Genomic DNA, 26,166 nt, shown 5'->3' on the forward strand with positions numbered 1-26,166 from the left:
TCAGCTCGCGTAGAAAAAGCCGGCTCGAAGCCCGAAGCGGAGATATTCCTCCAGCCGGATACGCAGGTTCGTTTCGCGCTGAGGCTGGAACAGCGCATGAAGCACGCCCATCTCGCCGCCATCGTCGGCGCCGGCGCGGATCGCCTCGTCCGTGACACGGAGAAGCTGTCCATAAGGTGCGGTGCCATAGCGCAGCGACGTGAAGTGCGGGAAAGCGTGCGGGTGGTCGTCGCTGGGCACACAACGATAGCGGCGTGGCGTGATCGACCCGGACGGCACGTAGCTGAAGCGCATGCATCCCTCCTGGCGCCGGTCGACCAGAACGGGGGCCTGCCAGGTTTCGCCCGGCGCAGGCCCAAGGCGAGCGAAGAAGATGCAATTGGAGGCGAGCGCGATTTGGCGCACGCGCACCTTGCCGACGATCGTGCATTCGTTGGCTGTCAATGTTGCGCCTGCTTCGTCATCGGCGACCCCGGAGAACGCCACTCCTTCCGGCGATCCGGCGTCGACGATGCAGTCCCGCATCTCGATCTCCGCGTCCTCGACCAGCCGCAGCGGCCCGGTGATGCAGCGCTCCAGCGTCACCTTGGCGAATGGGTGTTCGACGATCAAGCTCGGCTCTCCCGGTGATCCGGCGGAGCCGTCGGGATCGAGGGTAAGGCCGGGCACGAGCGTGCAGTCGCGCAGCACGAGCTCAACGGGACTGCTGCCGACAGCCGGGGCCACGACGCGAAGCGCGCCGCCGGAAATGACCAACCCATCCAGGACCAGCTTGCCGCGCGCGCCGATGTCGACCACGAGCTCGCCGCCGGCGGCGATGAGCGGCCGCACGCCGTTGATCGCCGCGACCACGACCACATGGCCGGGAGCCTGTTCGTCCGCCTCGCCATCGACGCGCAAGACCGGCGTTTCCTGATAGGTGAAGCTGTCCCCGATCGACAGCCGACCACCGGGAGCCAGGGCGTCCAACCCCGGCTGCAGCGCGGCGCCGCCACTGATCGTCAGCTGTTGCGCCGCGGCATCAACGTTCGCAGGGCTGCGCTCGTATTCGCCCCCGCCGATCTCACGCGTCAGGCCGAAGTGGAACGTGGCGAGCAGCGGTCCGTCGGACGCTTCGCCCAGAAGCACGCGGCCGCGCTCCGGGTCGACCCCGATCTGCCCGGCCTGCACCGTCGCCTCGTGGTTCCACCCGGCGAAGGTGCCGCCGCCATCGAACACATCGCGCAGATCGCTGATGCGAATGTCCCCGACAGGAACGGGATCGGACTGGCCCTCGCGAAACAGGACGAAACTTTCGCCAAGTCCATAATCGTCATCGACTATTTCGTCCGGCGCTGTCGTGGTGCTGGCGAGAGACTTTTTGACGGCCAACGCCGTCAGCCTTACCGAAAGCGGCTCGGGCACGTTGATCGGGTCTGCGAGATGGCTGATGGAGGCTTCGGTACGGTTGCGCCGGAAGAGCTGGATGTCCGCACCCAAAGGGTTAAAGCGGAACCTGCGGCCGGACGTATCGCCGGAATCCGGCGTCAGCGGGATGCGGCTCAGACGCAGCGGCACCAACCGCCACAGGAAGATGCCTATATTGGGAATGTTGTATTTGCCGGAACGTTCCTCGGGCGCACGCATCTCCGCCGTGTGAGCGAAGCTGGCGAACGCGCCGCCGACACGGAACGTCGCGCCGATGTCGCGCAGATCGGCAGTCGCCTTCGCGTGAAGCCGCGTATGCTTCATATACTGCGTCGTGGTCAGCAACTCGAAGAATTCCACCGCGCGCGCCGGCCAGCCTGTCACGTCGCCGGCCAGCTGTTCGAGCATCAGCGCCGTGCCCTTGCGCCGCCTATAGCCGATGGTGTTGGCAACCTCGGCGCGCGGCGAGGCGACCTTGGGCGCGACCCCGTGCAGCGGCCGGTATCCGATCAGCGTGCCGATATAAGGCGCAACCCAATCCGCGCAGGTCTCGATGAACTGATCGTCGTAGAGCTGCTCGACGTTTTCCTCCAGGGCCTCCAACTGCTCCGCGAAAGCGCCGATGAGGGCGCGTAGCGGTTCCCCATGTGCGTTGTCGCGCAGTCGGTAGATCGCCGGCAGCAGGGTATAGATACGTTCGGCCGTCAGCGACGTCATGGCATCTCCTCCAACAGGTCGAGCGGGCCGGGGGCGAGAGTGAGCAGTTCCGCCGGCCTGGCGACGCCATTCTCTATGCGCATGCGCGAGGCAAGCAGTCGCACCTGCTCGGAAGCCGTTGTCTGCCCGAGCGGCAGCGTGCCCCCGTAGAGCCGGGTGAGGTCGACGGCGACCACGCCGGCCACAAGCTGTGCGCAGGCGATCACGTCCGATTGCTGTATGGGCTGGCCGAGTTGCCGCGCGTCGAACGAATAGCGATCACGCAACGCTGTTTCGACCGCGCCAAGCACGGTCTGGGCTTCGAAGGCGGGGTTGCGCTTGACGCGGATGCCAAGCCGGAACGTGCTCGCCTGGTAGGGCAGCAGTATTACCTGGACATGCGGATCGCCGCTGGCCTTGAGCGCGGCGAGAAGGCTCTGCCAGACCGGACTGGCCGGCGTCAGCGCCGCGCCGTTAGGAGCCGCGAGCGTGATGGCGACCGTCCTGCCGTGGCGGAGGTTGAGCACCGCGGCCTGTGCCTTGGCGATGCCCGGGAACGCGCGCGCGAAATCCTCATAATCGAGCACCGAAACCGCGCGTCCCAGGGTGCGCGTCGTCAGCGGGATCGTCCGGCGCGCCATATCTTCGGTTTCGGGGTCGGTGCCTCCCTCCGCCGCCAGGGGGTTGGCGACGCCCTTCAGGCCCAGCGGGCGGCTGACCAATAGAGACAGGCTCTCGGCCGCGACGTTGCCGGCGCTGCCAAGGCCCTTGCGATAGGTCGCGCGGACATTGTTGACGCCGCTCGGCAGCCGCGCGCCAGCGATGCCGTCGCCGAAGCCGGCGGACAGCCGGTCCTTCTCATCGAGGAAAAGCGCAAAGACCTTGTCCTGTGGCGAAGATCCATAAAGGGTCCGCCGCTCGCTCCATTTAACTTCGACGACGCGGACGGTCAGTTCGGCCGCGATGCCCGCTTCGCCGGCCGCGGCGCGATAGGTCAGCGGCGGCTGCTTCAGCTCGAAGCGCTGGAAGCTCTGGCTGGCGTCGCCCGAGCCGAGGACCTGCGTCACCGTCTCGCCGTGCGAAGCCTGTGCCACGTTGCCATGCACGACGACGCTGTCACGGTGCAACGCGGCGGGCAGGCTCGGCGCAATCTCCAGCTCGCAGCGGCGGGCATCGATGGGGTGGACGGCGACCAGCGTCGCCTGGACCGTCACTTTGACCCCATCGCTGGCGCGCTCGCCTCTGATGATCAGCTTGCGTCCGGCGACAAGTCCGTCCGCTGGGAGGTCGACCGGTATGCGACTGCCCGTCACCGCCTCGTTCACGGGACGCCGGCCGAGCGGCAGCAGCTCGGACTTAGCGAACACCGACGTTTCGCGCACAGCGTTGAAAAATTGGGTAAGCAGGTTCTCGCCTTCGAGGTGGAGCCGGGTGACCTTGCCCGACATGGCGAAATCGGCGCGCGACAGTTCCGCCGTGCTGACGACGCGATAGAGCTCCACATAGGTGCCGGACGGGTATTTTTCGTCAGCTCGGTTGAAATTGCCCTTGGCCAGCACGGCGAGGCTGCGCTCCTCGCCGGGCTTGTCGGCGACTATGTCCGCATAGACGGTATCGAGATCGACCGAACCGCCATTCTGGTCGTCGGCATTGTGTTCGCCGTTGATGTGAAAATGGCTCCAGGTCGAGCCGGCTCCTTCGATGAACTCCGGGTCCGGGGCATTGTGACCGAAGACAGACGCGCGTTTGCGCAAGGCAAAGACGAAGGGCCGTTCCGAGGGAAAGCCGGCCGGTTCGTGCGCGCCAAGTCCCCGTGCCCAGCTGATGCGCGTGCGACCTCCGGCTGCGTCTGGCTCGACCCCCGTGAGGACGCGAAAATCCCAGCGGTCGCTCGCGCTGAAGTCGAAGAATTCCTGGCCGACGAAAACCACCGTGTCCCCAGGCTTGAGGTTGGTGGCGACGCCCGAAAGCCAAGCTTCGCGATCATTGCGGGCCGGCGTGTGCTCCTCGCTCATCCACGGTTTGATAGCGTTCCATGCGGCGCGCGCGTCCGCCAGTCCCTCGACGGTCTCGAATGTCTGCGGTTTTTCCGCCGGCCCCGGAATGCTCTGCACCTTCAACCCGGCCGGCAGGCTGAGCTTGTCAGGAGCGCCGGTGACGAAGCTGCCGGGCTCTGCACCAAGTCCGGCCGGTGCGGCCGGCGGCGTATCGAGGGCGAATGCCAGCCAGGTTTCCGCGGCGACGCCGGGGCGTAGACGATAGCCCACAAGCTTGCCCAGCTCCTGCATGGAGACCCTCTCCGTGGCCGTCTCCAGCCAGGATTCGTTGGCAATGCGCTCCTGGTAGAAGGTCAGTACGTCCGCCGTGCAGGCGAACGCGTCGATCAGGCCGATCGTAAAGTCGTCGTCGTCGCGCGTATGCAGCGCCCGCAAAGGCAGAAAGGCCGACGACGACAGCGCAGCGTGCAAGCTGGCGCGGAAGTGGGCGTATTCGCCGATGCGGTAGGCAACTTCCGAAAGTCCGCTGCGGTTATCGATCTCGCGTGGCGTTGAGGCCTCGATGCCCTCACAGCATCCGCAGCATTCGTTCCCGACGGGCGGCTGAACGTGCGGTTTGAGGCCAGGAACAGGCCCGCTCATTTGCCACCTCCCGCTTCGACCGTCAGCTTGCCGCGCTCGCGGAAATTCGGATTGTTGGCGAGCTGTGCGATCTCGAGTTCGCCGATGGCGATGACACCCTCGGCGAGGGAGAGCGGGCTCGGATCGACAAGCCGCTGAAAGCGATCGACACGGACCGCATCGACGCCCTCGACGGATTGTGCCGCTGCGATGAGGGTGCTGAGATACACCGGCTCGCCGAAGCTGAAGCGATCAGGATGAAAGTGGCCCAACTCGCCATTCGGCAGGATGCCGCTGGAAAGGGCGGTCTCTACTGCATGCAGCACGTCGGCGCGGAAATAGTCCGGCTTTACGCAGATGTGCAGTTCGACATCGAGCGGCACATAGCGCGGCGCGTTCACGTCCAGATCGTAGCCGGCCATGCGGAAGCGTTCCAGATGCCGGCGCAGGCGCCTCTCGTAGGCATCGTCGATCTCGCCGCCGCCGAAGCGGTCGGGCGTTACGAACACGGTGTGCCAGCTTCCGGTCCAACGGAAACTTGCCGAGGCCCGCTGCACGTCCGGGCGCCGCTCGGCGGCCGCTGCGTAATCGGCAGCAGTGACTGCGCGCTCCTGCGTGCGGAACGCTTCTGGCGCGTCGCGTCTCACGACCTCGATGTCCTCGGGGTCAACACCGCCGGCCGCCGCCATCGGATTGCGTGTGGATGTCACGAAACCGGCCGCGTCGCTCACCACATGCGCGATCGCCTCGGCGCCAACATTCCCGGCGACGCCGTTGCCGACCCGGTAGGTCGCGCTGAAGGTCGTGCCCGGATCGGGCCGTTTGCCGCGCTCGTCGTTGCCGAAGCGTAGGAGGGCGCGGCCACCGTCCTCGATCTCGGCGACGAAATCGGTAGCGCTCCCCTGGCTCGACAGCAGGTCACGCCGCGCGATCCAGTCATCGCTTATCGCGCCCAGCGTTCCCGTCAGCCGCGCGATGCGCGGGGTAGAAGCGCGGGGGTCGATCCGCAGAAGCGAGCTTGCCGGCCAGAACGGCTCGTCGGGGTCGCCGGCAAGCAGTTGGTCGATATCGAAACCATGCGACAACGGCGCCTGGGCGAGAACGGGGCGGTAGCGAGGCGCGACCATCCGGCGTTCCGGTTCCTCGCAGCCGCAGCCATGCGGGCCAGCCGAAACCAGCCTGATGCGCTCCTGCGGCACCACGCCTAAGTCCTCGCCGGATATGGTGCGGCCGTGGTCGGCGATAACGATGTTGCCGTGCGCGACGCTGATCTCGAGACCAGGGCGATCCTCGACGGATAGACACAGGGCAAAGGGCAGCGCGTCGGCCGGATCCCATTCGATCTCGGTAACCGGAACAGCCGCGTTGCTGGGCGGGTCGTCGAACAAGCCGCCGGCCGGGTCGGCCGATCCATCCACTCTTTTCAGGCGCACCGCCCAACGGTGCGTCCGATCGGAATCCTCTTCGACGAACGTGGTCGGGCTCACCACTTCCTCCAAGACCAGGACGTCGCCCACACGAAGCACATGCTCCAGATTGTCGCGCAGGGTCGCCGAAGTCGCGCCGCGGGGCAGGCAGCAGGCATTGTCGCCCCAGGTGTAGAACGACAGCGTCTCCACCCGGTCGTCCAGAACGGCGTCATGTGCCGTCTCGAAAGTCAGGGCGCCGCCCAGCAAGGCCTCTCGGTGCTCGGGACCGTCCGGCGCAAGCAGCACGGCTAGTCCGGGCACGCGGGTCATCAGTTGCGTGCCCTTGGGAAGGTCACGCTGCTCGCCGTCGACGTTGATCTGCACGAAGACGCGGGCGTTGCAGCCGTCATGCATCTGGTAGTCGACCAACCGGGCATGCCGGCGCACCGAGATGCGCTGGCGGGCGGTGGCCAGGTAGGCTTCGTTGGCAATGGCGTCCTGCCTGTAGGAAAGATTGTCGGCGGCATAGGCCAGAAGTTCGACCAGCGCGACGCCAAGGTCAGCGCCGGAGCGCTCGCTCCAGCCAGGCGTCAGCAGGCTCAACCGGTCGAGCATCAACCGGCGGAAGCTCTGATAGTCTTTGGCGAGATAGTCGATCTCAGGCGCAAGCCGGATCTCGTCGGCGCAGACTGCCGTCTCGGCGCAGTCGAAATCGGCAGGGCACTCCACCTTGAACGAAAACTGGATCGACGCCAGCCGCGGATCGAAGTCGGCCGGCGGCTGATCGCTGCCTGCGGCACTGACGATCGACAGGGTGTATTGAGAGAAGTCGCCGGAGCTGTCGGTGCGCACGACGAGGGTGAGCGACGGCTCGCTGACGTCATCGGTCAGGCCCGGCTCCGCCTGTGGCGGAAGGTCGTCGGCCGGCGCGCACCAGACTATTCCGACCCTGGAAATCCGTTCGCCGCCGGTGATCGTCAGATTGGCTGGCGCCAGCGCGAAGCCAGGACGCAGCAGCCGCACGAACAGCGTCTGCTGGCGGGGCACGCCGGGCGGGGCGGCGCGGTCGAGCACCTCCACGAAATCGATGCCGTTCGCCGTTCCGAGATTGCGGATGACATCCAGCCGGCGCTGGTCACAGCAATGATAGATCATCGGCTGCCTCCCGGCGCAGTGAAGCTCGCCTGGTGCAGCGACCGGTCGAGCCGCACGACATAGACGACGTCGATGCGCAGCGTCGCGTCCTCGTTGACGACGTTGACCGATTGCACGGCGATGAGATGCGACAGGTGTTGCTGCAGCGAGCTTTGCACCAGCATCTGGGTCGCTGCAGCCAACGTTTCGCTGTTCGGTTCGAAAACCAGCGCAAGCAGCCCGGCCCCGAAATCCGGCCGCATCACGCGTTCGCCCGGCGAGGTGAACAGGACCTGCTCGATCAGGTCCCGGATATGGTCGTCGCGATCGGTCACCGCGGTACGGCAGAGACCGGAGAAGCGATAAGGATAGTCGAGCGTCTGCATGGCCGGCCTCCTCACGTCGCAAGCACGCGCGCTTGCGCCGCGACGGGCATCATCGGCGCGCCCGTCGGTATGCAGGTTGACGAGCCGAGCATCGTCGCGACCGGAACACCGCCGGCGAGGACGCGCACCGCACCGGCGAGCCACTGGCCCGTGACGCAAGGCGGCGTGCTCGTTGTGGACAGCGAACATCCCGCGACCGCATATGGAGAAGCGATGGTGATGGCCGGCTGACCGGACAGGAGGACGCGCGGGAATGGCGACAGCGGCGTCGCCTGGCCGGCATGGCTGCACAGAACCGTTGCGCCGAGATGCAGGACGGGTGCGGGCATGATCGTGCCTCCCTATACAACCGTCAGCGCGCCGACATTCACGTCGACGGTCGGGCCGGTCATGTTGATGATCGCGCCCTTGCCGTTCGAGATGATGATGCCGATGTCGCTGACGGAGATCATCGCGCCGGTGGTGGTCTGGATCATGATGCCTCCGGTCGGGCCTGGCACGTCGGAGACGACGATGCCGTTCTTGAGCGCCGTCTGGATGGTGATGCCGGAGAGCCCGGGCGCCACGGTGCGCGCCATCACCGGCACTTCCGCCGCGCTGCCCCAGTAGCCGCCGACCCAGATCGGATAATCCGGATCGCCGCGCTCGAACTCGATCCACACGCCCGCGCCGATCATCGGCACCGTGAAGACCCCGCTGTTGATGCCGGCCATGGGCAGGCAGGGCATTGCCCAGGTTCCCGGCACGAAGCCGGTGACGTCCGGCACGATTGCCTGGATGCGGCCGATCTGCATCGGGTCGACGTTGTTGATCACGGTGCCGCGATACTTGCCGTAGAGAGAAGCCGTTCCCGTCATGTCGGCACCGTCGGAACGGTCGAGATCAAGGCATTGCGGGCGAGCGAAAAGCTCTGCTTGTAGGAGCCGCGCTCGATCTCGTGGGTCACGCTCTTCACATAATAGAGCCCATTGAAGGGCAGGCCGGCGCCGCGCACGCCGACCAGCTGCCGCGACTTCAGCAACCGGCCATATTTGGCGACGTCCAGCTTGCCCTTGCCGAACACCGAGTCGCTGTTCTGGCCGGCGAAGGCCAGCCCCGCCATCAGCGCCTCGGGCGCCGACATGTGCGCGGTGTCCTTCATTTTGTGCAGCTTCGGCGGAAGCGGCGGGACGAGGCCCAGCGGCGGGTTGAGGGGCGACACGTCGGGAATGGGCAACCCGATCGGTGCTTTGCTCACCGACTCCTGGAAGAAGACGATCGGAACCTTCTTCTTTTCCTTGTCGAAGTTGAACGACAGCTCTTCGACATTGGTCTGCGCATCCATACCGGTGGTGAGCGCCGGCTGCGGTTCGCCGACCCTGATCTCCGGCCCCCAATAGGCCTTCGACGTGCCTGGCGAGGGCCCCGGTTCGAGGTAGAAAACATATCCGGCCTTTTCCGCCAGTTCCTTCACATAGGCGTAGTCGCTGCCGCGCTGCGCCGGAATCTGCTGCATCGGCAGCGGCGGGATATCGGCGAGACTCGGGATGACCATGGGGATGACCCCCAGCACGGCGTATTTTGCGAGGATGAGAAGGACCCGGGCGGAGGGCGGCTGGGCAGGGAACGGCAGACCGGGAATCTCGATCACGTCCATCAGGGCAGAGAGATCCTTGCCCTTGACGACGAGTCGCGAGACGCCACCCTCGCCGGGCTGGGTCTCGACATTGGTGACCACGCCGTCGATGATCGAACGCGAGACGCCATTCATCGTGACGATCAGCACCACGCGCATCATCGGCAGACCGCCCCCGCCGCCGGTAAGCAGGAACAGCGTGCGCAGCGGCGAGCGTATCGGCAGCTCGAACACCATCTCGAAGCCGCTCTGCGCTGCGCCTGACCCGTCTATGACCTTGGCTGAAATCAGCGCGTCGGCGACTTCGCGCGGCGCCGCGACCGGAACGGGCCCGATGCGAAGCGAGAGCTGGAGGCCGGAGAGCATCGCCCGCTCCTCAGAGCCCGGACGAATTGGGGATCACCACACGCTCTCCCACCTCGTCGGTGAGTTCGAGCGGGTCGGTCACGGCATTGGCGTCGGCGATGCGCCAGTAGAGCTCGGCATTGCCGAAAGCCTGCGCGGCAAGGAGGTCAGGCCGGTCGCCGCTGCGAACGATATGCTCCAGGAGCGGTGGCATCTCGCTACGCTGCGGGATGAAGCGGCGCCGAACGAAGGGCTTTCCCTCGTCCTCGGGTTTACGGCGGTAGACGGCCAGGGGAACACCGGCATAACGGCTGTCCGGCCCGAACGGCTGGGAGGGGATTGCGCCGGCGTCGATCAGTGCCTGGATCGGATCGGTGGTCATCGTCGCTTCCTCACGGCAGGCTGGTGAGACCTAGGGCGGAGAGCGAAGCACGGCCGGCCTTCAGGGCCAGCGCCTCGCGGTTGCGCAGATAGCTCAAGAAGATCGTGCCACCGCGGTGCGTGAAACCGAGATCATCGGTGCTCATCACGCGCAGTCCAAGGGTGACCTTGGCGCGAATAGGGTTGAGCGCCGGGTCGAATGCTTCCTCGGTGACCGAGATGTCGCTGACGCGTACCGGCGCGACCCGGTTCTTGCCCCAGACGAATAGTACCAGCGGCGCTTCTGGCGGAAGGATTTCCAGTGTGCCTCCGGCCGCCTCCGCGGCGACGTTGAGCAATTCGTCGACGCTCGGGTTGACCAACGCCTCCAGCACCGCGAGCTGAGGCGCGATACCGGATGCGACGACGACCGGATTCTCCCCGGGGAATTCAAGCTGGTCGGTGGCGTCGATTTCAGCCTCGAGCTTGAATGTCTCGACCGCCGGTCCCTTCAGCCTGAACGGCTGCGCGCGCTCGCCGCCGCCGTCGCCGCCGACCCCTTGCACCGTATAGCTTATCTGCAACTGGTCGGCATTGATCTGCAGGGCGATGATATTGCGCACCGTGCCGCCGCCTGGGGCCATCACGATGAGCCCGCCTTTGAGCAGCTTGGGAGAAGATGTGAGGCTCATTTGTACTTGCCTCCCTTGAACCAGTCGAAGAGGTCTCCGGATTTGTCCTTCAACGCCTTCGGATCGGTCAGGTAGAGTGAATAGGCCTCTGCGTAGAACTCCTCCGGATTGCCCGGCCAGTTGTCCTTGGCGTATTTGGTGATCGGGTCGATGCCCTTTTCGGTCACGAAGTCGACGAACTTCTGAACGCGCTTGGTCTGGCCGCTTGATGCCAGAGTGTCGTCGGCCGCCGCCTTTGCGGTGTCCTTGGCCTTTTCCGCGACGTCCTTTTTGGTCGACGCAGCCTTGTCTGCCGCGGCCGCCTTGGTATGCGCTGTCTGCAATGGTGTCAGCCTCTTGATCGCCTCTGCGTGCTTCTTCTTGAGCTCCTTGATTTTCGCGTCGATGTCGGCTTTTTCGGCCGCGGTTTTCGCCGCCGCGCGCTCCTTGACCAGGCTGTTGACCTCGGCCGCGATGGCGTTGGATTCGTCGACGACCGGATTCATTTCATTGGCGGCGGCGGTTAGCGCGGCGTCCGTTTCATTCTTTGCTTCGACGCTCTTGTTGAAGCTGGCCGTTGCCTTCAGCTCGCCGTGGAAAGCGTCGCGGCGGGGCTTGCTGGCGACCGCGTGGCCGACCTCGTGGGTGACGGTCTCCTCCAACTGCGCGGCTGACTTGAAGGCTGAGTCCGCGAGGCGCAGTTCAGCGTCGTTGGTGACGGTTTGGCCTTCGACCTTCTGGCTCGTGAAGAACTCGCCATCGCGTGGCTTCTTATTCGGATCCTCGAGCATCTTGGCGCGCGCCAGCGTCACCCCTTTGAGCGCGGCGACATCGCCGGCCGGCACTTTCCCAAGCGCATCGTAAACGCTGTTGAGCTCGGCAACGGTCCAACTCGACTCGCCATCCTTGATGCCGGCGATGCCGTATCTCTTCTTCAGCGCCTTTTCCGCCTCTGCTGTCGTCTTGTAGTCGGCAGGGATCGCTTGGCCCGCAGGTTTCAGCTGGACGCCGCGCGCGCCGGCGCGCTGCTGCAAGACGTGCGCGGCTTCGTGCGCCAAAAGATGCATGCCGCCGGCTTCATGAGGCCGGTAGCGGCCGGCGGCGAAGGTGATGACCTCGCCATCCGCGAACGCATCCGCGCCCAGCCTCTGGGCCGCGCGCGCGGCCCTGTCGTCGGCGTGGATGCGAACGGTGGAGAAATCCGCGCCGAAGCCGGCTTCCAACCGCTTGCGTGTGTCTGCATCCAGCGGATGACCGGAAGCGGCTTCGCTAATCTGGCGCGAGGCATTCCTAAAGCTCTCCGACGAAGTCGTCCCGCCACCTTTGCTCACATGGTCCGCGGCACGATCGGCAGCACCTTCGTCCGTTTCTCTCGACGCCATGAGATCGGGAACGGCCTGGTAAGACATGCCGGGTCGGAACTGGAGCAGGGGCGAACTCCTCATTGGGCGGCTCCCTTATGTCCCGTCCTCGGCGAAAATGGCGCGGGCCGCAAATGCGGACGCAGCGCCCGCCCATCCGGACGACGCCGGGCGACGTAGTCTTCGGCCGACATTGCCGAGAAGCCTCGGCAGCCGACGATCTTGCGCCGAGAGGTCAGCAGCAGCGATAGGCCCAACGACGGAAACACCAGCTCGCTCGCCGCGGCATAATGGGGAGGCAGGTCGAGGTGGTGCCTGGCGACGCCGCCCAGCCGGGGCGCGGGCCGAGGCCTGGAGACCATGTCGAACTCCACCAGCAGGACCTGATCGCCGTCGTGCCATATGGTCGCCGGGACGTCTTCGAGCGACGAGCGTGAGCACGGCACCCGGTCGTGCCCTAAATATACGGTCGCATCGAGCATGCTCGCGCCACCGAACGCGTGTGAAATCTCAGCCAATGCGCAGTCGGGAGGCAGGCCTTTCCATTGGGCCCACAGGCCTTCGGAAAGTGCGCGCAATGCCTGCGCGCAAGCCCCGGACACGATGGAGCTCTTGGCGGCCATTAGGGACCCCCGATCATTTCGACGCGTCCGTTGAAATAGGCGGCATAGAGATTGTGAATGCCGACAACGGCGACCAGACGCACAGCGTTCTCGTAGTTCGAGTAGCGGCGGTGCGGGATTTTGGGCAGCAGGCTGATGTCGAACGGAAGGCCCGCCTTGACGGCATCGGGCTCGACGATCTTGCGGACTTCCGGCGCCGAGGCGTGCTGCACGGCGCTCGACCAGATGATCTCGGTCAGCAGCGAGTCCACGCCTTCGATCAGCGTGTTGCCTTCGGTGCTGTGCTCGCCACCCAGGCGCTCCGCGTAATCATTGTATTTCTTGGACGCCAGCTTGTGCAGGTATTCGTGCATCAGGACGAAATACATGTCCCAGAGGAACTTGCGGTCCGAGGCCGGCGACGCCTTCTTGAAGAGCTGGATGTAGATGTCTCCGCTGAGCTCGAAGGCGTCCCACGCCCGGCCGATCTCGAACAGCCTGCGCTTTTCCGACGTCACGAACGGATCGCCGACTTTGCGGATGGCCTTGGCTTCGTCGTTCAAGGCCACGGCGTCGTCGCCGAAAGAGGGCGAGGCGTCATGCGCCATGTTGATTTCCGCGACCGTGTCGTCCGGCGTGTCGAACTCGTCGTCGTTCTGGATAAGATAGAAGAGCCAGAATTTGGCGCTTCGTTTCTCGTAACCGGGATCCGCCTTTCGCTTGTCCTCCTCGACCTGCCAGGCGTCGCGAAGATTGCCCTTTTTAGTCAACACCCCGGTCGCGGTGCGCTTGTCGCCCTGGAACGCCTTGACCTTGCTCTTGTCGTAATAGGCGCCGAAAACCAGATCCACCTCCTCCTTGGCCCGATTTGCGATGAGCTGCATGTCCTTCATCGACCGGCTCTTGTTGGGATCCGCGTGCTCGACCGCCGTGCGGTTCTTGGCGAGTGCGTTGTGCATGTCGGTGATGAGTTTCGGAATGCGCTTCTTGATCTTGTCCTCGTAGGTGTCGGTCTCGCCCGGCAGCGCGTGCGGGTTGAAGGCGGGCGGTGGTGGCGGCGCCACGCCTTGCGCTTCCGCCTGGATCTTGGCCGTTGTCTGCGGCGCGATGGCCTCCTTCGCGGCTGTCTTCGTCGCCGCGTCCAGCGGCGTGGCCAGCTTATCGCGATCGGCCTTCGTCTTGGGTGCGGCCATCGCGACATCCCGGAAGACCGACTGGAGAACCAGATCCAGCAGCAGGACTTCGCCCTTGAGCAGAGCCTTCTTGCGTTTGAGCGTCTCTTCCTTCGCTTTGGTCGGTGCGGTGTCGATTTCGCTGTCGATCGCTGTCGACTGCGAATCCCTGCGCGCCCGGTCACTGGACAGATCCTTGCCGGCCTTCGCTTGGTCGGCCGTCGACATCAGCGCCAGTTTCGCGCCGATCTTGCCCGCCTCCTCTCGTGCGAAGGCGTCGATGAGATCGTCCCGGTCGGCGGGGACCCGGTCACGGATCACCAACGAGAAGCGCTTGAACCGCTCATCGATGAGCGCGCGCAGTTCCGCATAGGTGTATGTAGCGCCGAGACCTTTCTCCGGCTGCGCGTTGAATCCGACGACCTTGCTGTCCAACGCGTTCTCGCGGCCGCCGATGAACAGCCGGTCGTAGAACGCGCGAAGCTCGTCTTCTTCGTCGCCGTGGAAATCGTCGTCGAGATCCTCCGGGTCGAGCTGGCCCGGCGCGAACATCGCCTCGACATCGGGCCTGGCGCTCTTCTCGAGAAGATTGAGGATCGCCCGCTCGTCGTCGTTGCCGGTGAAGCCCGACTGCATCTCCTTGACCAGGAGGACCTTGATCTCGGGCTCCAGCAGGAAGTCGTCGCCGCCTTCGAGCCATTTGCGGACGACGCCGCGCGCTTTGTCGTCGCTGTCGCTGTTGTCCTCGATGGTCAGCGTGGTGCGCAGCTTGTGGAGATAGGTCGTCAGGGTCGCTTCGGAAAAGTTGCCGGCGTCAAAGTCATCGAGATCGACGATCGATTTGCGCCAGATCGTGCCCGCGTCCCCCCCTTGCGTCACATGCGCCAGTTCATGGGCGAACAGGCTCATCCCCCGGGACGTATCGGGATCCCAGGCGCCCCGGCCCAGGACGATATGGTTGCCGCTGACGTAGGCCAACGCGCCAATCTCCTTCGCCGACCGCGCCGCGTCTTCGTCCCGGTGGATGCGCACGTTGGAAAAGTCCCGGCCGAAGCGCGGCTCGACAAATGCTCTCGTGCTCCGGTCGAGCGGTTGTCCGGGCCTGGCAAGGGTATCGTCGACGCTCGCCGGCGCCGCCGTTCCGGCTACCTTGCTGGAAAGCGCCGACGACTCCGCGCCGCCGACACGGGCAGGATCGAAGGCCGACAGGACGCGATGCGCGGTCTGGTCGGCCAAGCGTTCGTTCGCATGGCTCGATGACGCAACGATCTTCGCGCTGGCGGCGGTCGAGCTGGGCTGTCGGGCGGCTGCGGCTGTCCTGCTCATCGGCCGCCACCGTTCACGCTAGCGGCGTCTACCCCCCCGATTTCGGCCCTGATGCGCCCGGCAATCCGTTCCGCGATCTGCGCATGGACCGACCCGTCTGCTGCTGTGCTCTCACCCGACAGCGCGCGATTTACGGCCGCCTGCAGATCCAACAAGGCGGTGTTTGGCTGAAACGCGGAGCTCACAGCCGGCTCGACGGAGAGACGGCGAATGTGGATCGAGACCTGGCGAGGCGCGATCTTCATTTCGTCCTCCCGCGGTCGCGGCCAAGATTGCGCTCCAGCTTGGCAGCTTCCTCGTGCGCTGCGGTCATCAGCAGCGCCTGGTCGATGGCGCAGCCCGCGTCGGCGGCCTTGAAGGCGGCGCTGAGGGCAATGCTGCGGATGTTGCCGCCGCAGATGTTGAGCTTGGCCAAAGCCTTGAAGTCGATCACGCCCAGCGGCGCGGCGGCCGGGAACTGCCGCCGCCAGATGCGTTCGCGGGCGGCCGCGTCCGGCATCGGGAAATTCACAACGAAGCGGATGCGTCGCAGGAATGCGCGATCGAGCGCGCTCTTCATGTTGGTGGTGAGAATCGCCAGTCCTCGGTAGGCCTCGACGCGCTGCAGGAGGTAGGCGACTTCGATGTTGGCGTAGCGGTCGTGGCTGTCCTTCACCTCGCTGCGCTTGCCGAACAGCGCGTCCGCCTCGTCGAACAGAAGCACCGCGCCGCTGGCGTCGGCGGCATCAAACAGCTGCTTCAGGTTCTTCTCGGTTTCGCCGATATATTTGCTGACCAGCGAGGCTAGGTCGACGCGGTAGAGGTCGAGCCCGGCCTCGTTGGCGATGGCTTCGGCGGCCAGCGTCTTCCCGGTCCCCGACTCGCCCGAAAACAGCGCCACAAAACCCTGCCCCAGCCGGTACCGCTCACCAAAACCCCAGTCGCGGAAAACACGCTCGCGCTGGCGAAGCTGATGGGCGATGTCGCGCAGCATGCCTGTCTGCCCGACTGGCAGCACGATATCGTCGAAGCCGGCGCGCGTTTCGAGACGCTGAGCCAGTGCGTCCAGACCGCCGCGCGCGGCGGCGCGCGCTGCCGGCCAGACCGCTTCCGCGCGGCAACCGGATGCGGCGGCGACCGCGTCCAGCACCCCGTCGATCATTCCCGACTCGAGCCGGAACTGCGTCGCGGCGCGGCCGAGTTGCTCCTCCACGGAATCGTCGCGTCCGTGCGCGGCGCGCCAGCGCGCCAGGAGGCTGCTGCGCTCGCGCGCCGCGTCGGGCCTGGGGAGCTCGATGCGCAGGATCCGGCGGCCGTTCGGCAAGGCGCTGAGGCCGGGCGCGGCCTGCGCAAGCCAGATTACGCCGACCTTAACGCGCGCGGCTAGCGCCAGGGCCTCGTTTACCGCGCCATCTGCGACATTGACGACCGGGACGGCCGCATCGAGCATCGTCTCGCGGTCGATATGCCGGGCGAGCAACGCGACGGCCTCGGGGTTCGCAGGGATGTTGCGCGCCTCGATCCACAGCGCGTCGCGGCGATGCGCGGCGGCGGCGGCGAGAGCCCAGTCGCGGCGTATAGCGTCACCACCGTCGTCGAGCACCACAACGGCGCCGGACTGCAGCGCGCTGGCGATGCGCCTCGCCAGCGGCAAGTCTTGCGGTGGCGCAGCCTTTCCCGCAACCCGGATCGCCAAGCCCGAAAGCATCGCGTCGGAGGCCGGAATTCCGGTGATCAAATGCAGGATGCGCTCGTCGAGGCGCAGCGGCGCCAGCATCAGCGCCGCGGCGGGCTCCGGCGCAACCAGCCGCCAGTAGCGCAGCGGCGCCTCCGGCGACAGCGCGTCCCAATGCGGGCGGGTCAGCAGAGCCAGCGCCGCGCCGAAGCTTGCCCTGCCATCGGTTCCGCCGACCACGGCGAAGGCCTTGCGCAAACCGTCGTCGATCTCCAGCCCGGTAAGGAGCAGTAGAAGCTCGCGCTCGAAAGGCGAAAGGCCAAAGGTTCTGGCGACGTTTATCAGGGCAGGCTCGAAGCCCAGGGTCAAGGGCGCCTGGATGGCGTCGGCATGAGGCTCGCTCGCCTCCGCCACGGCAGGGACCTTGCTCGCGGTCAACCGGTCGCGCAGGCGCGCCATGGCCGCTATGAGCCAGCACCGGTTCGCTTCATCCCACCTCATTGAGGGACTGAGGGAGGCGTGTTCGGGAGCGTCCATCACGGCACCTCCAGAACCTGGTCCGGCGCAAAGATGGGCTGTGTCCCGCTGCGGTCGAGGAGAATGCTGTCGGCTCCGTCGACGCGCAGGCGGGCGCGCTGCTCTCCGGCGGCAATGGCGGGATCGAAGCTGAACAGCAGCGGATCGGCTGCGTCGTCGCGTGCCGCCGCCACCGCCTCGGTTGTGCCGATGATCAGGACCGCCTTCTGCTGTGTGCGGACCTGCGGGGATGCGGTGAGTTCGACGGTGACCTCCGACGCGGTGCGCTGCAGGTCAGCACTCGCGAAATCGGCGGTCGGCGCGAGGATCAAGGGGATCGTGTTGGTCTCGCGCGGCGCGGGCTCGCCATCGACGAGCAGGCGCAGGCCGACTGAGAGCTGGCCGGCGGCCAGCGCCGCCTGCGCCGCCGCGTCGCCCGGCAGGGTGATCGTCATCGACTCGCCGCTGGCGGCAACCGAATCCGGCGTCAGTTCGAATGGCTGCTCGTTAAGACGATGTCGCAACAGCACGACATGGCCGGTCCCGGCCAGGCGCGCGCCGGTGACCGTGACCGGCTCGCCGAGGCGCGCGCCGGTCTGGCTGAATTGGGGTTCGGCCCGGAACAGCGTCGGCACCGATGGTAAGAGGTCCGGATTGACCAACACGCCGCGCTCACGCTGGGTCGTCGGATCACGGGGGCCGCGCGACAGCACCGGCAGCGGCGATACGCCCGGCCGCGCGCCCTCGATCAGCACGACCGAGGCCTGGTAGCTGGCCGAAGGTCGATAGTGCGACTGGAGCGCCGACCATAACTTTGACATTTCGTCGTTGCTCATGATGGAAGGGGTCAGCTTGATCTGCTCCAACTGGTCGGCGAGGTCGGAGGCGGTCAGCGCCTGGAAAGCCGGCGGCAACATACTGACGTCGAGCGGGCTCGGGTCCAGCGCGCGGCGGATCGCCTCGCGGTCCAGCACCGGGCGCTCATGCAAGAGGTGCATGGCGTAGCCAAGCAGTATCTCGGCCTGGAAATCTGCGCGGCCATAAGCCGTCAGCACGTAGTGCAGGTCGAGCGCCAGCGGCGCGTTCGTCAGCCGCTCGCCGGTGACGGAACTGCGCGACGGCAGAGCGGCGTTGCGCCATCCCTGGTTGGGGGTGACCTGATAGAGAAAGAGGTTCAAACGGGGCGAGGCGTCTGCATCGTCGAGGTCGATGGTATCGGGAGCCACGGCGGTAACGTCGACCGTCAAGCCCATGGCGCTCCCCGCCTCGATGAGACCATCGTCCAGAAGGTTGCGCAACACGGCCGATACCGCCCCTATGGCCAAAGGCGAACTCATGGCCGCGCCTCCAGATAGTCGGCCAGCGATTGGGACGGCTCCGGCCTGGGACGACGGGCAGGCGGCTGCGGCAGCGCCTCGCGAGGCGCGCGCACCTCGATGCGATCGATGGTGATGGTGACCACCGGGCGTAGCTCGCGCTCCGCCGTGACACGGCTGGCGAGCGCGGCCGGGCTGATCGGAGCGGAGCGGGCAGGGGGCGTGCGGCTGGTCGTCAGCGGCGCGACGGTGCGCGGCGCCTCCGCGCCCCGACGCTCGAATGGCTCAGGCTGCTGCCGGCTGGCTTGCGTCGCAGACGTGTGCGGGCGCTCGACCGTCGACCGCTCGACGACCTCGGCGAGGGCGGCCTGACTCCGGCCGGTCGCGGCCCTCCGGACCACCTCTTCGTCGCTGCGGGGCATGCGGTGAGCCGGTTGGACGGATCCGTAGCTTTGCACGGCACCCGTCGCAGGCTGTTCGGTCGGGGTGCTAGAAGTCGCCGCCATCGCAACCGCGCGCCCCATGACGGCATGAACAACGGTCTCAGCCTCGAGGCCGGTGTCCGTTACAACCCCGCCGCCGAAGCGTGGTGGCAGGGCAAGGCGCGCGGCACCGGGCTGCTGGACGCCCAGCGCCAGTCCTGCGAGATTGGCCAGGAAGCCGCTCATTCAGCCTCCGCCATTTGCAGATATGCGGCGCGACGGGTCGACGACAGCGCCAGCACTTCAGCCTCGGTCCAGCCGTAGGCTCGGGCCAATGTGTCGACTTCCAGAAGCAGCCGCTCCGCCGCTCCGCGAACCTCCCCCCACAGCGCTTCCGCGATGTCCAGCGGCGCGGACCAGGCATGGGCGCAGTCGGGACAGGATAGATCGAACTCTACCGCGGCGGCGGGGTCGAGCGCCTCCAGGCAATCGCCCAGTTCCGTCAGGCCGACCTCGTCGCAAACGGCCGCATCGATGCCGTCGACGCAGCGCGACAGCACCGCTCGCGCCACGCTGTTCGGCGTGCCTTCCATTGCAGCGGCGCGCAAATCGTCGACTGTCGGCGGGCGCGCAGCAACGGCCGCGCCACGCCATTCGAACTCGGCGCGATCCCTGGCGGGCGCTGCCGCCAGGCTCTCCGAAAGCGCCTGAGCGTCGACAGTGAACTCCACTTCCGCGCCGCAACCTGGACAGGCGCTACGCAGCGGCAGGGCTGCGTGAAAGTGCGCGTTGCGCACGGCGAGAAGCGCCAGGTTGCGCGCGCCGAGCCGGCGCGGCGCTGTGGCGTGGCCACCCAGCAGAGCATCGTCGCGCCGCCAGCGGTCGAGCCCAACGCTGCGCTCCCACAGGTCGAGGACGTCGCTTTCGCGATGGAGCCGCATTGCAGCGCCTTTCAGGCTGGCTCGGTGAAGCTGGGCTCCGAAGGCTCCACGACATCGACATCGCGCTCCCAGCCTTCGTTTTCGAGCTTCAGCGTCTGGATAGCCACGGCGTTGGCGTTCGCGTCGAGGTCTGGCAAGGCCTGGAATTCCGAGACCCAGCAGCGGAATATCTTATAGGCGAGCACCAGCTGGCCGGCCTCGTTGTAGACCTCCAGGATCAGGTCTTTGCGGAAGTCCTGCAGCGAAACTTCCGCGCCCAGGCCTGACCCGAAGTTCCAGACCTTGTTAGCCCAACGCTCGAACTCGAGATCGTGGGTGACGCCGCGCTCGAGGGTTATAGGCTCATATTTCGTGCGGCCCGGCGACTTGCGCGAGGTCGACGGGTCGCCTCCCTCGCGGTGCTCGACCACTTCGGTGGTGCGCTTCAGAGCCGAGACCTTGCTGACGCCGGCCACGTAGCGGCCGTCCCATTTCACCCGGAACTTGAAGTTCTTATATGGGTCGAAGCGCAGGGGATTGACGGAGAACTGTGCCATCTGATCGGTCCTTTAAGCGCTTAGGCGGCGAGGTCGCCGGCGATCTGCTGAATGCGCAGCACGACAAATTCCGCGGGCTTCAACGGGGCGAAACCGACATGGATGTTGACGATACCGAGATTGATGTCGGCCTGCGTCGTCGTCTCGCGGTCGCACTTCACGAAATAAGCCTGCTTCGGTGTGGCACCCTGGAAAGCGCCCTGCCGGAACAATCCCTGCATGAACGCCCCGACGTTCAGCCTGATCTGCGCCCATAGCGGTTCGTCGTTGGGCTCGAACACAACCCATTGCGTGCCGCGGAACAGGCTTTCCTCGAGAAAGAGTGCCATGCGTCGCACGGGCACGTACTTCCATTCTGAGCCCCGCTCGTCGTCGCCATGCAGGGTGCGCGAGCCCCAGACGATGTTGCCGAACACCGGCATGGTGCGCAGGCAGTTGACGCCGCGCGGATTGAGCTGGCCGTTCTCGGCGTCGCTCATGGTGATGGTGAGCCCGAGCGCGCCGTTCAAGCTGGCCTCGGTGCCTGCCGGGGCCTTCCAGACGCCGCGTGTCGCGTCCGTTCGCGCCATCACGCCAGCCACGTAACCGCTCGGCGGGAAGGCGCGGACGGCGTTGGCGCGCAGTGGGTCGGCAGCCCGCACCCAGGGGAAGAACAGGGCGGAGTTGCGTGCGTCCGCGCCGGTGATCGCATTGTCGAGCGGTATGACGTCGCCGACGATCGCGTCCGGGTCGCTGTCGGCGACCAGGAAGGCGCGACGCTCGCGGGCCCGCGTCTGCAGGTCGGCAATTGCCGTCGGGTCGGTCAAGCCGGGAACGCAGATGATGTTGAAGAGGTCGATACGGTCGGCGATGCCGCCGGTGGCGAAGGCGGCGGCCAACGGCGCGGTGAATTCGGCAACATTGGGCGCAAGGAACGCTCCGTCGCCCCCGCCCGCCAGCGGCTGGGTGTCAGCCGTCGGCGAGGCTGGCGGATCGCTTGCGAAGGCGAGTCCGTTGATAAAGGCCGAACGGCCGTTCACGACGTTGGGCGCGAAACGCGGGTCCAAAGGATCAAACGCCAGGTTTGCGAAGGTCTCCAGCACTGCGTTGTTGGCGGAAGGCTGGATGACGTCGATGGTGAAGCGGGTGTTGTCGTCGGCCCGGATTGTGACACGCACGCTGAAATCATCCGCCCAGGCGCCGGGCGAACTGGCTGACATGCTGAGGTCGCCGAAGGACGCCGTGGCAGCGGTTGCGTTATCCTCGTCCTCCTCCGCTTCGGTCTGGGCGATGCGCAGCACGTAGGCGTCGGATCCGCCGTTCTGGTAGAACGCGCGCACGCCATAGCCGAGATAAGCTTCGTCTTCATTATGCAGGCCGCCGTAGAGGCGTTCGAAATCAGCGAAGCTGGTGATACGCAGGGCTCGGTCGATCGGGCCGCGCCGCGCCCAGCCAACGAACAGGGTGATCGACGTCGCGACGCCGGTGATGGTCCGCACGCCGCTCGGAACTTCCTCGATGTAAACGCCGGGGTGGAGAAGGGCTACGGGCATGTGGTCTCCTCTCTTCCATCGCGATCGGACGGACGCCGACCAAGGCAACCCCCGATGGCTGCGCAGCGGGATCGGCGATGTGTATAGCGTCCCACCGATTCCAGGTTTGCGCATGAACCTATCGGCCCACCGTCGGTCCAGCGGGGGAACTAGACCTGAGCGTCTCGCATGCAGTCGTCGGCCGGCTTGCCGTATCAAATGAACGGACCAGCGGAGCGCGTCGAGCAGGAAAGTCGGCATGGCAGCCGGCTCCAGGATGGATAAAAGGAACTAGATCCGCGGGGGCACGACTTTCATCGGGCCGGTGGCGACCGGCTGGGATCGTTCCGAACGCATGAGTGCGACTGAGGGGCGAGGGTGCGCAACCGCGCCGCGGACCCGACCGGTCAGGCCGTCGCCGTCTGGTCCACGGCGAATGCCGTCCGCGGATGATGGCGAACTTGGGAACCGTCGACCCCCGGCAGGCGGCGCAGCCATGCGCCGACCTGACTGCGGCGCGTCAGCCGCAGCTTGCCGAGAATGTTGTGCACGTGGTTCTTGACGGTGGCGTTGCGGATCCCGAGCGCCAGAGCGATCTGCTTGTTGGAGAGGCCATCTCCAATGAGCCCAGCGATCTCATGCTCGCGCAGGGTCAGCGCATCGGGATTGGACAGCCCGTCAGGCACGCTGGCCATGGCGCCGATGCGGTTGAGCAGGATGCCGGCCATGCGTGGGGTGCAGACCAGCTCGCCGCGGACCGCACTTTGCACGGCCTTGGCCACTTCCGCTGTCGTCGCGCCGCAGGCGACGAAACCCGCGACGCCGGCCTGGGCGCAGGCCAGCAAGGCGCTGTCGGATTCGGCCACCCCAAGCGCGACGACAACCGGCGCCGCGCCGGCGAACCGCAGGGCGCGCGCGATCTCCAGCGCGCCAGGCATGCGCATGTCGACAAGGGCGACATCGGGCGTGAAGCGCGCGACGGCCTGGTCGGCGACATCCGGGGCGGCCGTTCCGATCACCAGCAGCGTGCCGTCCTCGCCGAGCGCCTGCGCGATGCCTTCCCGTACGAGCCGCACGTCGCTGACGATCAAAACGGAAGGGGCGCGCGGCAATGACCAGGACGCACGCTCGCCAACCGGCAACCCGGCATTCTGGCTGGCAATTTCATGAGCCGACATCTTCCCTCCAGGAAACGACTGGATGGCAAATTTTTCGGGTCGAACAAAAATACTTATATTGACAACTGCACTATTCCGTAGGGACTACTTAAGTTTCCGCGCACTTTATTAACCTCGCCCGCATTATAACTGAAGGCGACAGTATCGACAAACAACTTTATGCGACGACGAGCCGGGGAGGGGATGCGCCGTCCCTCGCTGTCAGAAAGTCGCCACCACCGCCGGCCAGAAAGCCGAGCAGTTTCTGCCTGGGTGAAAATCTCGTGGGCCGGCAGTCCTTCAGCACAATGCGCAGCAGGAAGTCGCGCTAGCCGATCTGCTGCGCCGGGGCGGCTGACTCATCGCTCGGCCCCGGTACGACGTGACAATTAAGCCGTCTCGCCTGCGCGCGCCACCGAAGCGTGCCAGGGCGTCAGCCAGCCGCGCAGCTGCGCGATCAGCGTGTAGAGGGTAAGGCCGATCAGGGTGAGGAACACGATCACCGCGAACAAGCCCGGCACCTGGAGTTCTTGCAGCATGGAGACGGCGAGATAGCCGAGCCCCTCGTTGCCGCCGATGAACTCGCCGACGATAGCACCGATCATCGACATGACGACGGCCACCTCCATGCCGGCGAGCACGACAGGGAACGCTGTCGGCAGGTCGAGCATGGTGAAGCGCTGCAGGGGGCTTGCCTGGAGCATGGTGAAGACGTCGCGGTCGCCGGGTTCCACCGAGCGGAAGGCGACGAGTGCGTTGGAAAAAACTGGGAAGAAGGCAAGGGCGGCAGCGATCACGATCTTCGATTCGAGGCCAAAGCCGAACCACAGGATGAACAGCGGCGCCAGCGCGATCTTGGGAATCAGCTGCAGGCAGACGATGAAGGGCTTGAAGGCCCATTCGAGCATCCGGATTCGCGCCATCGCCATGCCGAGCGTGATGCCGAGCAATACCGCGATCAGGAAGCCGGAAACGGCCTCGGTGACGGTGACGAGCGCATGGCGCCAGACCTCGGCGTCGCCGACCAGGCCGATGAAGGCGGTGACGATCTGCATCGGCGTCGGAAGGATGAAGGCGGAAACCTCCGCCGTCCGGACATAGACGGTCCAGATGAGAAGGAAGGCGATCACGGTCGCAGTCGGCAGGGCGACGCGGAGGAAACGGTCGCTGCGCATCAATGGCCTCCGATCAGGCTGGAACGCAGGCGCGCGAGCATGTCCTGGAACTCGGTCTTGCGTTGCAGGTCAAGCGTGCGCGGGCGCTCGAAGGGCATTTCGATGACCTCGGTGATACGCGCCGGCCGCGCCGCCAACACCACCACGCGATCCGATAGAAAGGCGGCCTCGGTGATGGAATGGGTGACGAGGATGGTCGTAACGCGGGCCTGCGCACAGACGGACATAAGTTCGAGGTTGAGTGTATCGCGCGTCATCGCATCGAGCGCGCCGAAGGGCTCGTCGAGAAGCAGCACCTGCGGCTCGGTGATGAGTGCGCGGGCGAGCGAAGCTCGCTGGCGCATGCCGCCGGAAAGTGCTGCGGGCCGCATCTTCTCGAAGCCCTTGAGGCCGACCGTCTCGCACAGCGCGTGGGCACGCTCTTCCCGCTCGGCCTTCTTCATGCCGCTGAGGCGCAGCGGCAGGGCGACATTCTCCGCCACAGTGAACCAGGGGAACAGGCGCGCCTCCTGGAACATCATGGCAATCGGTCGCGTCGCCTCCTCCGAACGCCTGGCGCCGTCCCAGACGGCCCGACCGCGCACCAGGACCTCACCTTCCGTCGGCCGCTCGAGGCCGGCGATGATGCGCAGAAGCGTGGTCTTGCCGCACCCCGAGGGGCCGAGCAGAGAGATGAAATCGCCACGCTGCATGTCGAGCGTCGCGTTGCCGATGGCGCGGACCGCGTTCTCGTCCCGGCCGAAGGTCTTGCCGACACCCGACAGGCGGATGTCGGCCTCATTGTCCACCTTCATGCTTTCAGGGCCTGGTCGAGCAGATCGTTTGTGTAGAGTTCCGTTGCCGGGACGGTTTTGTCGATCAGCTTGGCGCCGGAGAGAAGGCCGACTGCACGCTCCCAGACTTCCGGCACGTTGCGCAAGAGATTCTCCTCGCCCTTGGCGGCCCAGTTCTGTGCGTTGGCCTGCAGGTCTTTCTGAGCCGTGTCGAGGTTCTTAAGGCCGGAGACGTCGTGCTTCTCGGCGATGGACTTCAGGATCGGCATCAGGTCCTCGGCGCCGACGATTTCCTTGGCGGCGCGGTGCGTAGCGCGCAGGAAGGAAACGAACTTTGCCGGGTTCTCGGCGATCTGATCGGGGCGGGCGACATAGACCTGGCCCGGCATGCCGTCGTCGATGGGCATCACCGCGACGCCGTCTCGCGCCGAACTCGCCATCACCATGGATGAGGTGTTGCCGATGAATGCACCGGCGCGGCCGGCCTCGATCAATGCGAAGGAAGCGGCCGAATCGGCCACCTTGACCCTGGTGACCTTCTCTGGCGCTGCGCCGGCACTCGATAGCATCAGGTCAAGCGTGCCCTCCATCGAGCCGCCGAGGGTTGCCATGCCGACGGTGCGCCCCTCAAGATCGGCAATTGTCTTCACTGGATTTTCCGTCGAGGAAATGACGTAGAAGGGAGACATCTGCGCGATGGTGGCTATCGAGATCAACGGCGCGTCGTTGTTGACGCGCGAGACGATGTAGTTGGTGCCGCCTGTGCGGCCGGAATCCATCTGCTTGGCAATCGTCATCTGTGCCGCGAGTGCGGCGCCTTTGCCTGCCTGGAGGTTCATCTCCAAGCCTTCATCCGCGTAGTAGCCGGCAGCGTCCGCATAGATGACCGGTGCGAAGGCAAGCGACAAGGTGAAGGGCGTTATGAAATTGAAAGGGGTCTGGGCACGTCCCTTGACGGGGAACGACAGCAAGGCCGCACTTCCCATTGCGCCAAGCATCAGGCCTCGCCTCGTCAGGTCCATGCGTCATCTCCTCCTGTTCACATTTGAACCCATTGTTCAGA

At 65.9% G+C, this 26,166-nt stretch carries 23 protein-coding genes; all 23 read right to left on the reverse strand.

Translation table 11 applies throughout. The features are described 5' to 3' along the window. Entirely contained in the window at positions 1-2,124 is a 2,124-nt protein-coding gene (locus ACCO56_RS16130) for a hypothetical protein (RefSeq protein ID WP_433641801.1), read from the reverse strand. After that, positions 2,121-4,742 carry a putative baseplate assembly protein gene (locus tag ACCO56_RS16135; RefSeq protein ID WP_433641802.1) on the reverse strand — a complete coding sequence of 874 codons (2,622 nt, stop codon included), beginning with the start codon at positions 4,740-4,742 and terminating at the stop codon, positions 2,121-2,123. Before ACCO56_RS16135 ends, ACCO56_RS16130 begins: the two co-directional genes overlap by 4 nt. Then, the gene (locus tag ACCO56_RS16140; RefSeq protein WP_433641803.1) at positions 4,739-7,285 is read right to left on the reverse strand and encodes a putative baseplate assembly protein; all 2,547 of its coding nucleotides are present in this window, start codon (positions 7,283-7,285) and stop codon (positions 4,739-4,741) included. The genes ACCO56_RS16135 and ACCO56_RS16140 overlap by 4 nt, the downstream gene beginning before the upstream one ends. Then, positions 7,282-7,650 carry a GPW/gp25 family protein gene (locus ACCO56_RS16145; protein WP_433641804.1) on the reverse strand — a complete coding sequence of 123 codons (369 nt, stop codon included), beginning with the start codon at positions 7,648-7,650 and terminating at the stop codon, positions 7,282-7,284. The genes ACCO56_RS16140 and ACCO56_RS16145 overlap by 4 nt, the downstream gene beginning before the upstream one ends. Before the next feature lie 11 nt (positions 7,651-7,661). Beyond that, complete coding sequence (locus tag ACCO56_RS16150; protein WP_433641805.1) at positions 7,662-7,979, reverse strand: hypothetical protein; 318 nt, start codon at positions 7,977-7,979, stop codon at positions 7,662-7,664. Between the two features lie 12 nt (positions 7,980-7,991). Then, a complete protein-coding gene (locus ACCO56_RS16155) occupies positions 7,992-8,507 on the reverse strand; it encodes a phage baseplate assembly protein V (RefSeq protein ID WP_433641806.1) in 516 nt (171 codons plus the stop codon). Next, positions 8,504-9,631, reverse strand: coding sequence for a hypothetical protein (locus ACCO56_RS16160; RefSeq protein WP_433641807.1), 1,128 nt, complete (start codon positions 9,629-9,631; stop codon positions 8,504-8,506). Before ACCO56_RS16160 ends, ACCO56_RS16155 begins: the two co-directional genes overlap by 4 nt. A 10-nt stretch (positions 9,632-9,641) precedes the next feature. Continuing rightward, complete coding sequence (locus ACCO56_RS16165) at positions 9,642-9,992, reverse strand: Base plate wedge protein 53 (protein ID WP_433641808.1); 351 nt, start codon at positions 9,990-9,992, stop codon at positions 9,642-9,644. Between the two features lie 10 nt (positions 9,993-10,002). Further along, the gene (locus ACCO56_RS16170; RefSeq protein ID WP_433641809.1) at positions 10,003-10,662 is read right to left on the reverse strand and encodes a hypothetical protein; all 660 of its coding nucleotides are present in this window, start codon (positions 10,660-10,662) and stop codon (positions 10,003-10,005) included. Next, the gene (locus tag ACCO56_RS16175) at positions 10,659-12,086 is read right to left on the reverse strand and encodes an eCIS core domain-containing protein (RefSeq protein WP_433641810.1); all 1,428 of its coding nucleotides are present in this window, start codon (positions 12,084-12,086) and stop codon (positions 10,659-10,661) included. Before ACCO56_RS16175 ends, ACCO56_RS16170 begins: the two co-directional genes overlap by 4 nt. Beyond that, positions 12,083-12,625, reverse strand: a complete 543-nt coding sequence (locus tag ACCO56_RS16180) for a hypothetical protein (protein WP_433641811.1) — start codon at positions 12,623-12,625, stop codon at positions 12,083-12,085. Before ACCO56_RS16180 ends, ACCO56_RS16175 begins: the two co-directional genes overlap by 4 nt. Next, on the reverse strand, positions 12,625-15,102 hold the full coding sequence (locus ACCO56_RS16185; protein WP_433641812.1) for an eCIS core domain-containing protein: 2,478 nt from the start codon (positions 15,100-15,102) through the stop codon (positions 12,625-12,627). The genes ACCO56_RS16180 and ACCO56_RS16185 overlap by 1 nt, the downstream gene beginning before the upstream one ends. Next, positions 15,099-15,347: a hypothetical protein gene (locus ACCO56_RS16190; RefSeq protein ID WP_433641813.1), complete on the reverse strand. Its 249-nt coding sequence runs from the start codon at positions 15,345-15,347 to the stop codon at positions 15,099-15,101. The genes ACCO56_RS16185 and ACCO56_RS16190 overlap by 4 nt, the downstream gene beginning before the upstream one ends. Next, entirely contained in the window at positions 15,344-17,215 is a 1,872-nt protein-coding gene (locus ACCO56_RS16195; protein ID WP_433641814.1) for an ATP-binding protein, read from the reverse strand. Before ACCO56_RS16195 ends, ACCO56_RS16190 begins: the two co-directional genes overlap by 4 nt. Before the next feature lie 77 nt (positions 17,216-17,292). After that, positions 17,293-18,609, reverse strand: a complete 1,317-nt coding sequence (locus ACCO56_RS16200) for a DUF4255 domain-containing protein (protein WP_433641815.1) — start codon at positions 18,607-18,609, stop codon at positions 17,293-17,295. After that, the gene (locus ACCO56_RS16205) at positions 18,606-19,256 is read right to left on the reverse strand and encodes a hypothetical protein (protein ID WP_433641816.1); all 651 of its coding nucleotides are present in this window, start codon (positions 19,254-19,256) and stop codon (positions 18,606-18,608) included. The genes ACCO56_RS16200 and ACCO56_RS16205 overlap by 4 nt, the downstream gene beginning before the upstream one ends. Continuing rightward, on the reverse strand, positions 19,253-19,951 hold the full coding sequence (locus tag ACCO56_RS16210) for a hypothetical protein (protein WP_433641817.1): 699 nt from the start codon (positions 19,949-19,951) through the stop codon (positions 19,253-19,255). The genes ACCO56_RS16205 and ACCO56_RS16210 overlap by 4 nt, the downstream gene beginning before the upstream one ends. An 11-nt stretch (positions 19,952-19,962) precedes the next feature. After that, positions 19,963-20,487 (reverse strand): phage tail protein, encoded by a 525-nt coding sequence (locus tag ACCO56_RS16215; protein ID WP_433641818.1) that lies wholly within the window; start codon positions 20,485-20,487, stop codon positions 19,963-19,965. A 20-nt stretch (positions 20,488-20,507) separates the two neighbouring features. Continuing rightward, the gene (locus tag ACCO56_RS16220) at positions 20,508-22,019 is read right to left on the reverse strand and encodes a phage tail sheath family protein (protein WP_433641819.1); all 1,512 of its coding nucleotides are present in this window, start codon (positions 22,017-22,019) and stop codon (positions 20,508-20,510) included. A 386-nt stretch (positions 22,020-22,405) separates the two neighbouring features. Continuing rightward, positions 22,406-23,176: a LuxR C-terminal-related transcriptional regulator gene (locus ACCO56_RS16225; RefSeq protein ID WP_433641820.1), complete on the reverse strand. Its 771-nt coding sequence runs from the start codon at positions 23,174-23,176 to the stop codon at positions 22,406-22,408. A gap of 368 nt (positions 23,177-23,544) precedes the next feature. After that, positions 23,545-24,330 carry an ABC transporter permease gene (locus ACCO56_RS16230; RefSeq protein WP_433641821.1) on the reverse strand — a complete coding sequence of 262 codons (786 nt, stop codon included), beginning with the start codon at positions 24,328-24,330 and terminating at the stop codon, positions 23,545-23,547. Beyond that, positions 24,330-25,124 (reverse strand): ABC transporter ATP-binding protein, encoded by a 795-nt coding sequence (locus tag ACCO56_RS16235; RefSeq protein ID WP_433641822.1) that lies wholly within the window; start codon positions 25,122-25,124, stop codon positions 24,330-24,332. The genes ACCO56_RS16230 and ACCO56_RS16235 overlap by 1 nt, the downstream gene beginning before the upstream one ends. Further along, positions 25,121-26,125 (reverse strand): ABC transporter substrate-binding protein, encoded by a 1,005-nt coding sequence (locus tag ACCO56_RS16240; RefSeq protein ID WP_433641823.1) that lies wholly within the window; start codon positions 26,123-26,125, stop codon positions 25,121-25,123. The genes ACCO56_RS16235 and ACCO56_RS16240 overlap by 4 nt, the downstream gene beginning before the upstream one ends. Positions 26,126-26,166 lie beyond the last annotated feature (41 nt).

Origin of the sequence: Mesorhizobium sp. 1B3 (genome assembly GCF_050958605.1) — a bacterium.
Classification (GTDB): domain Bacteria; phylum Pseudomonadota; class Alphaproteobacteria; order Rhizobiales; family Rhizobiaceae.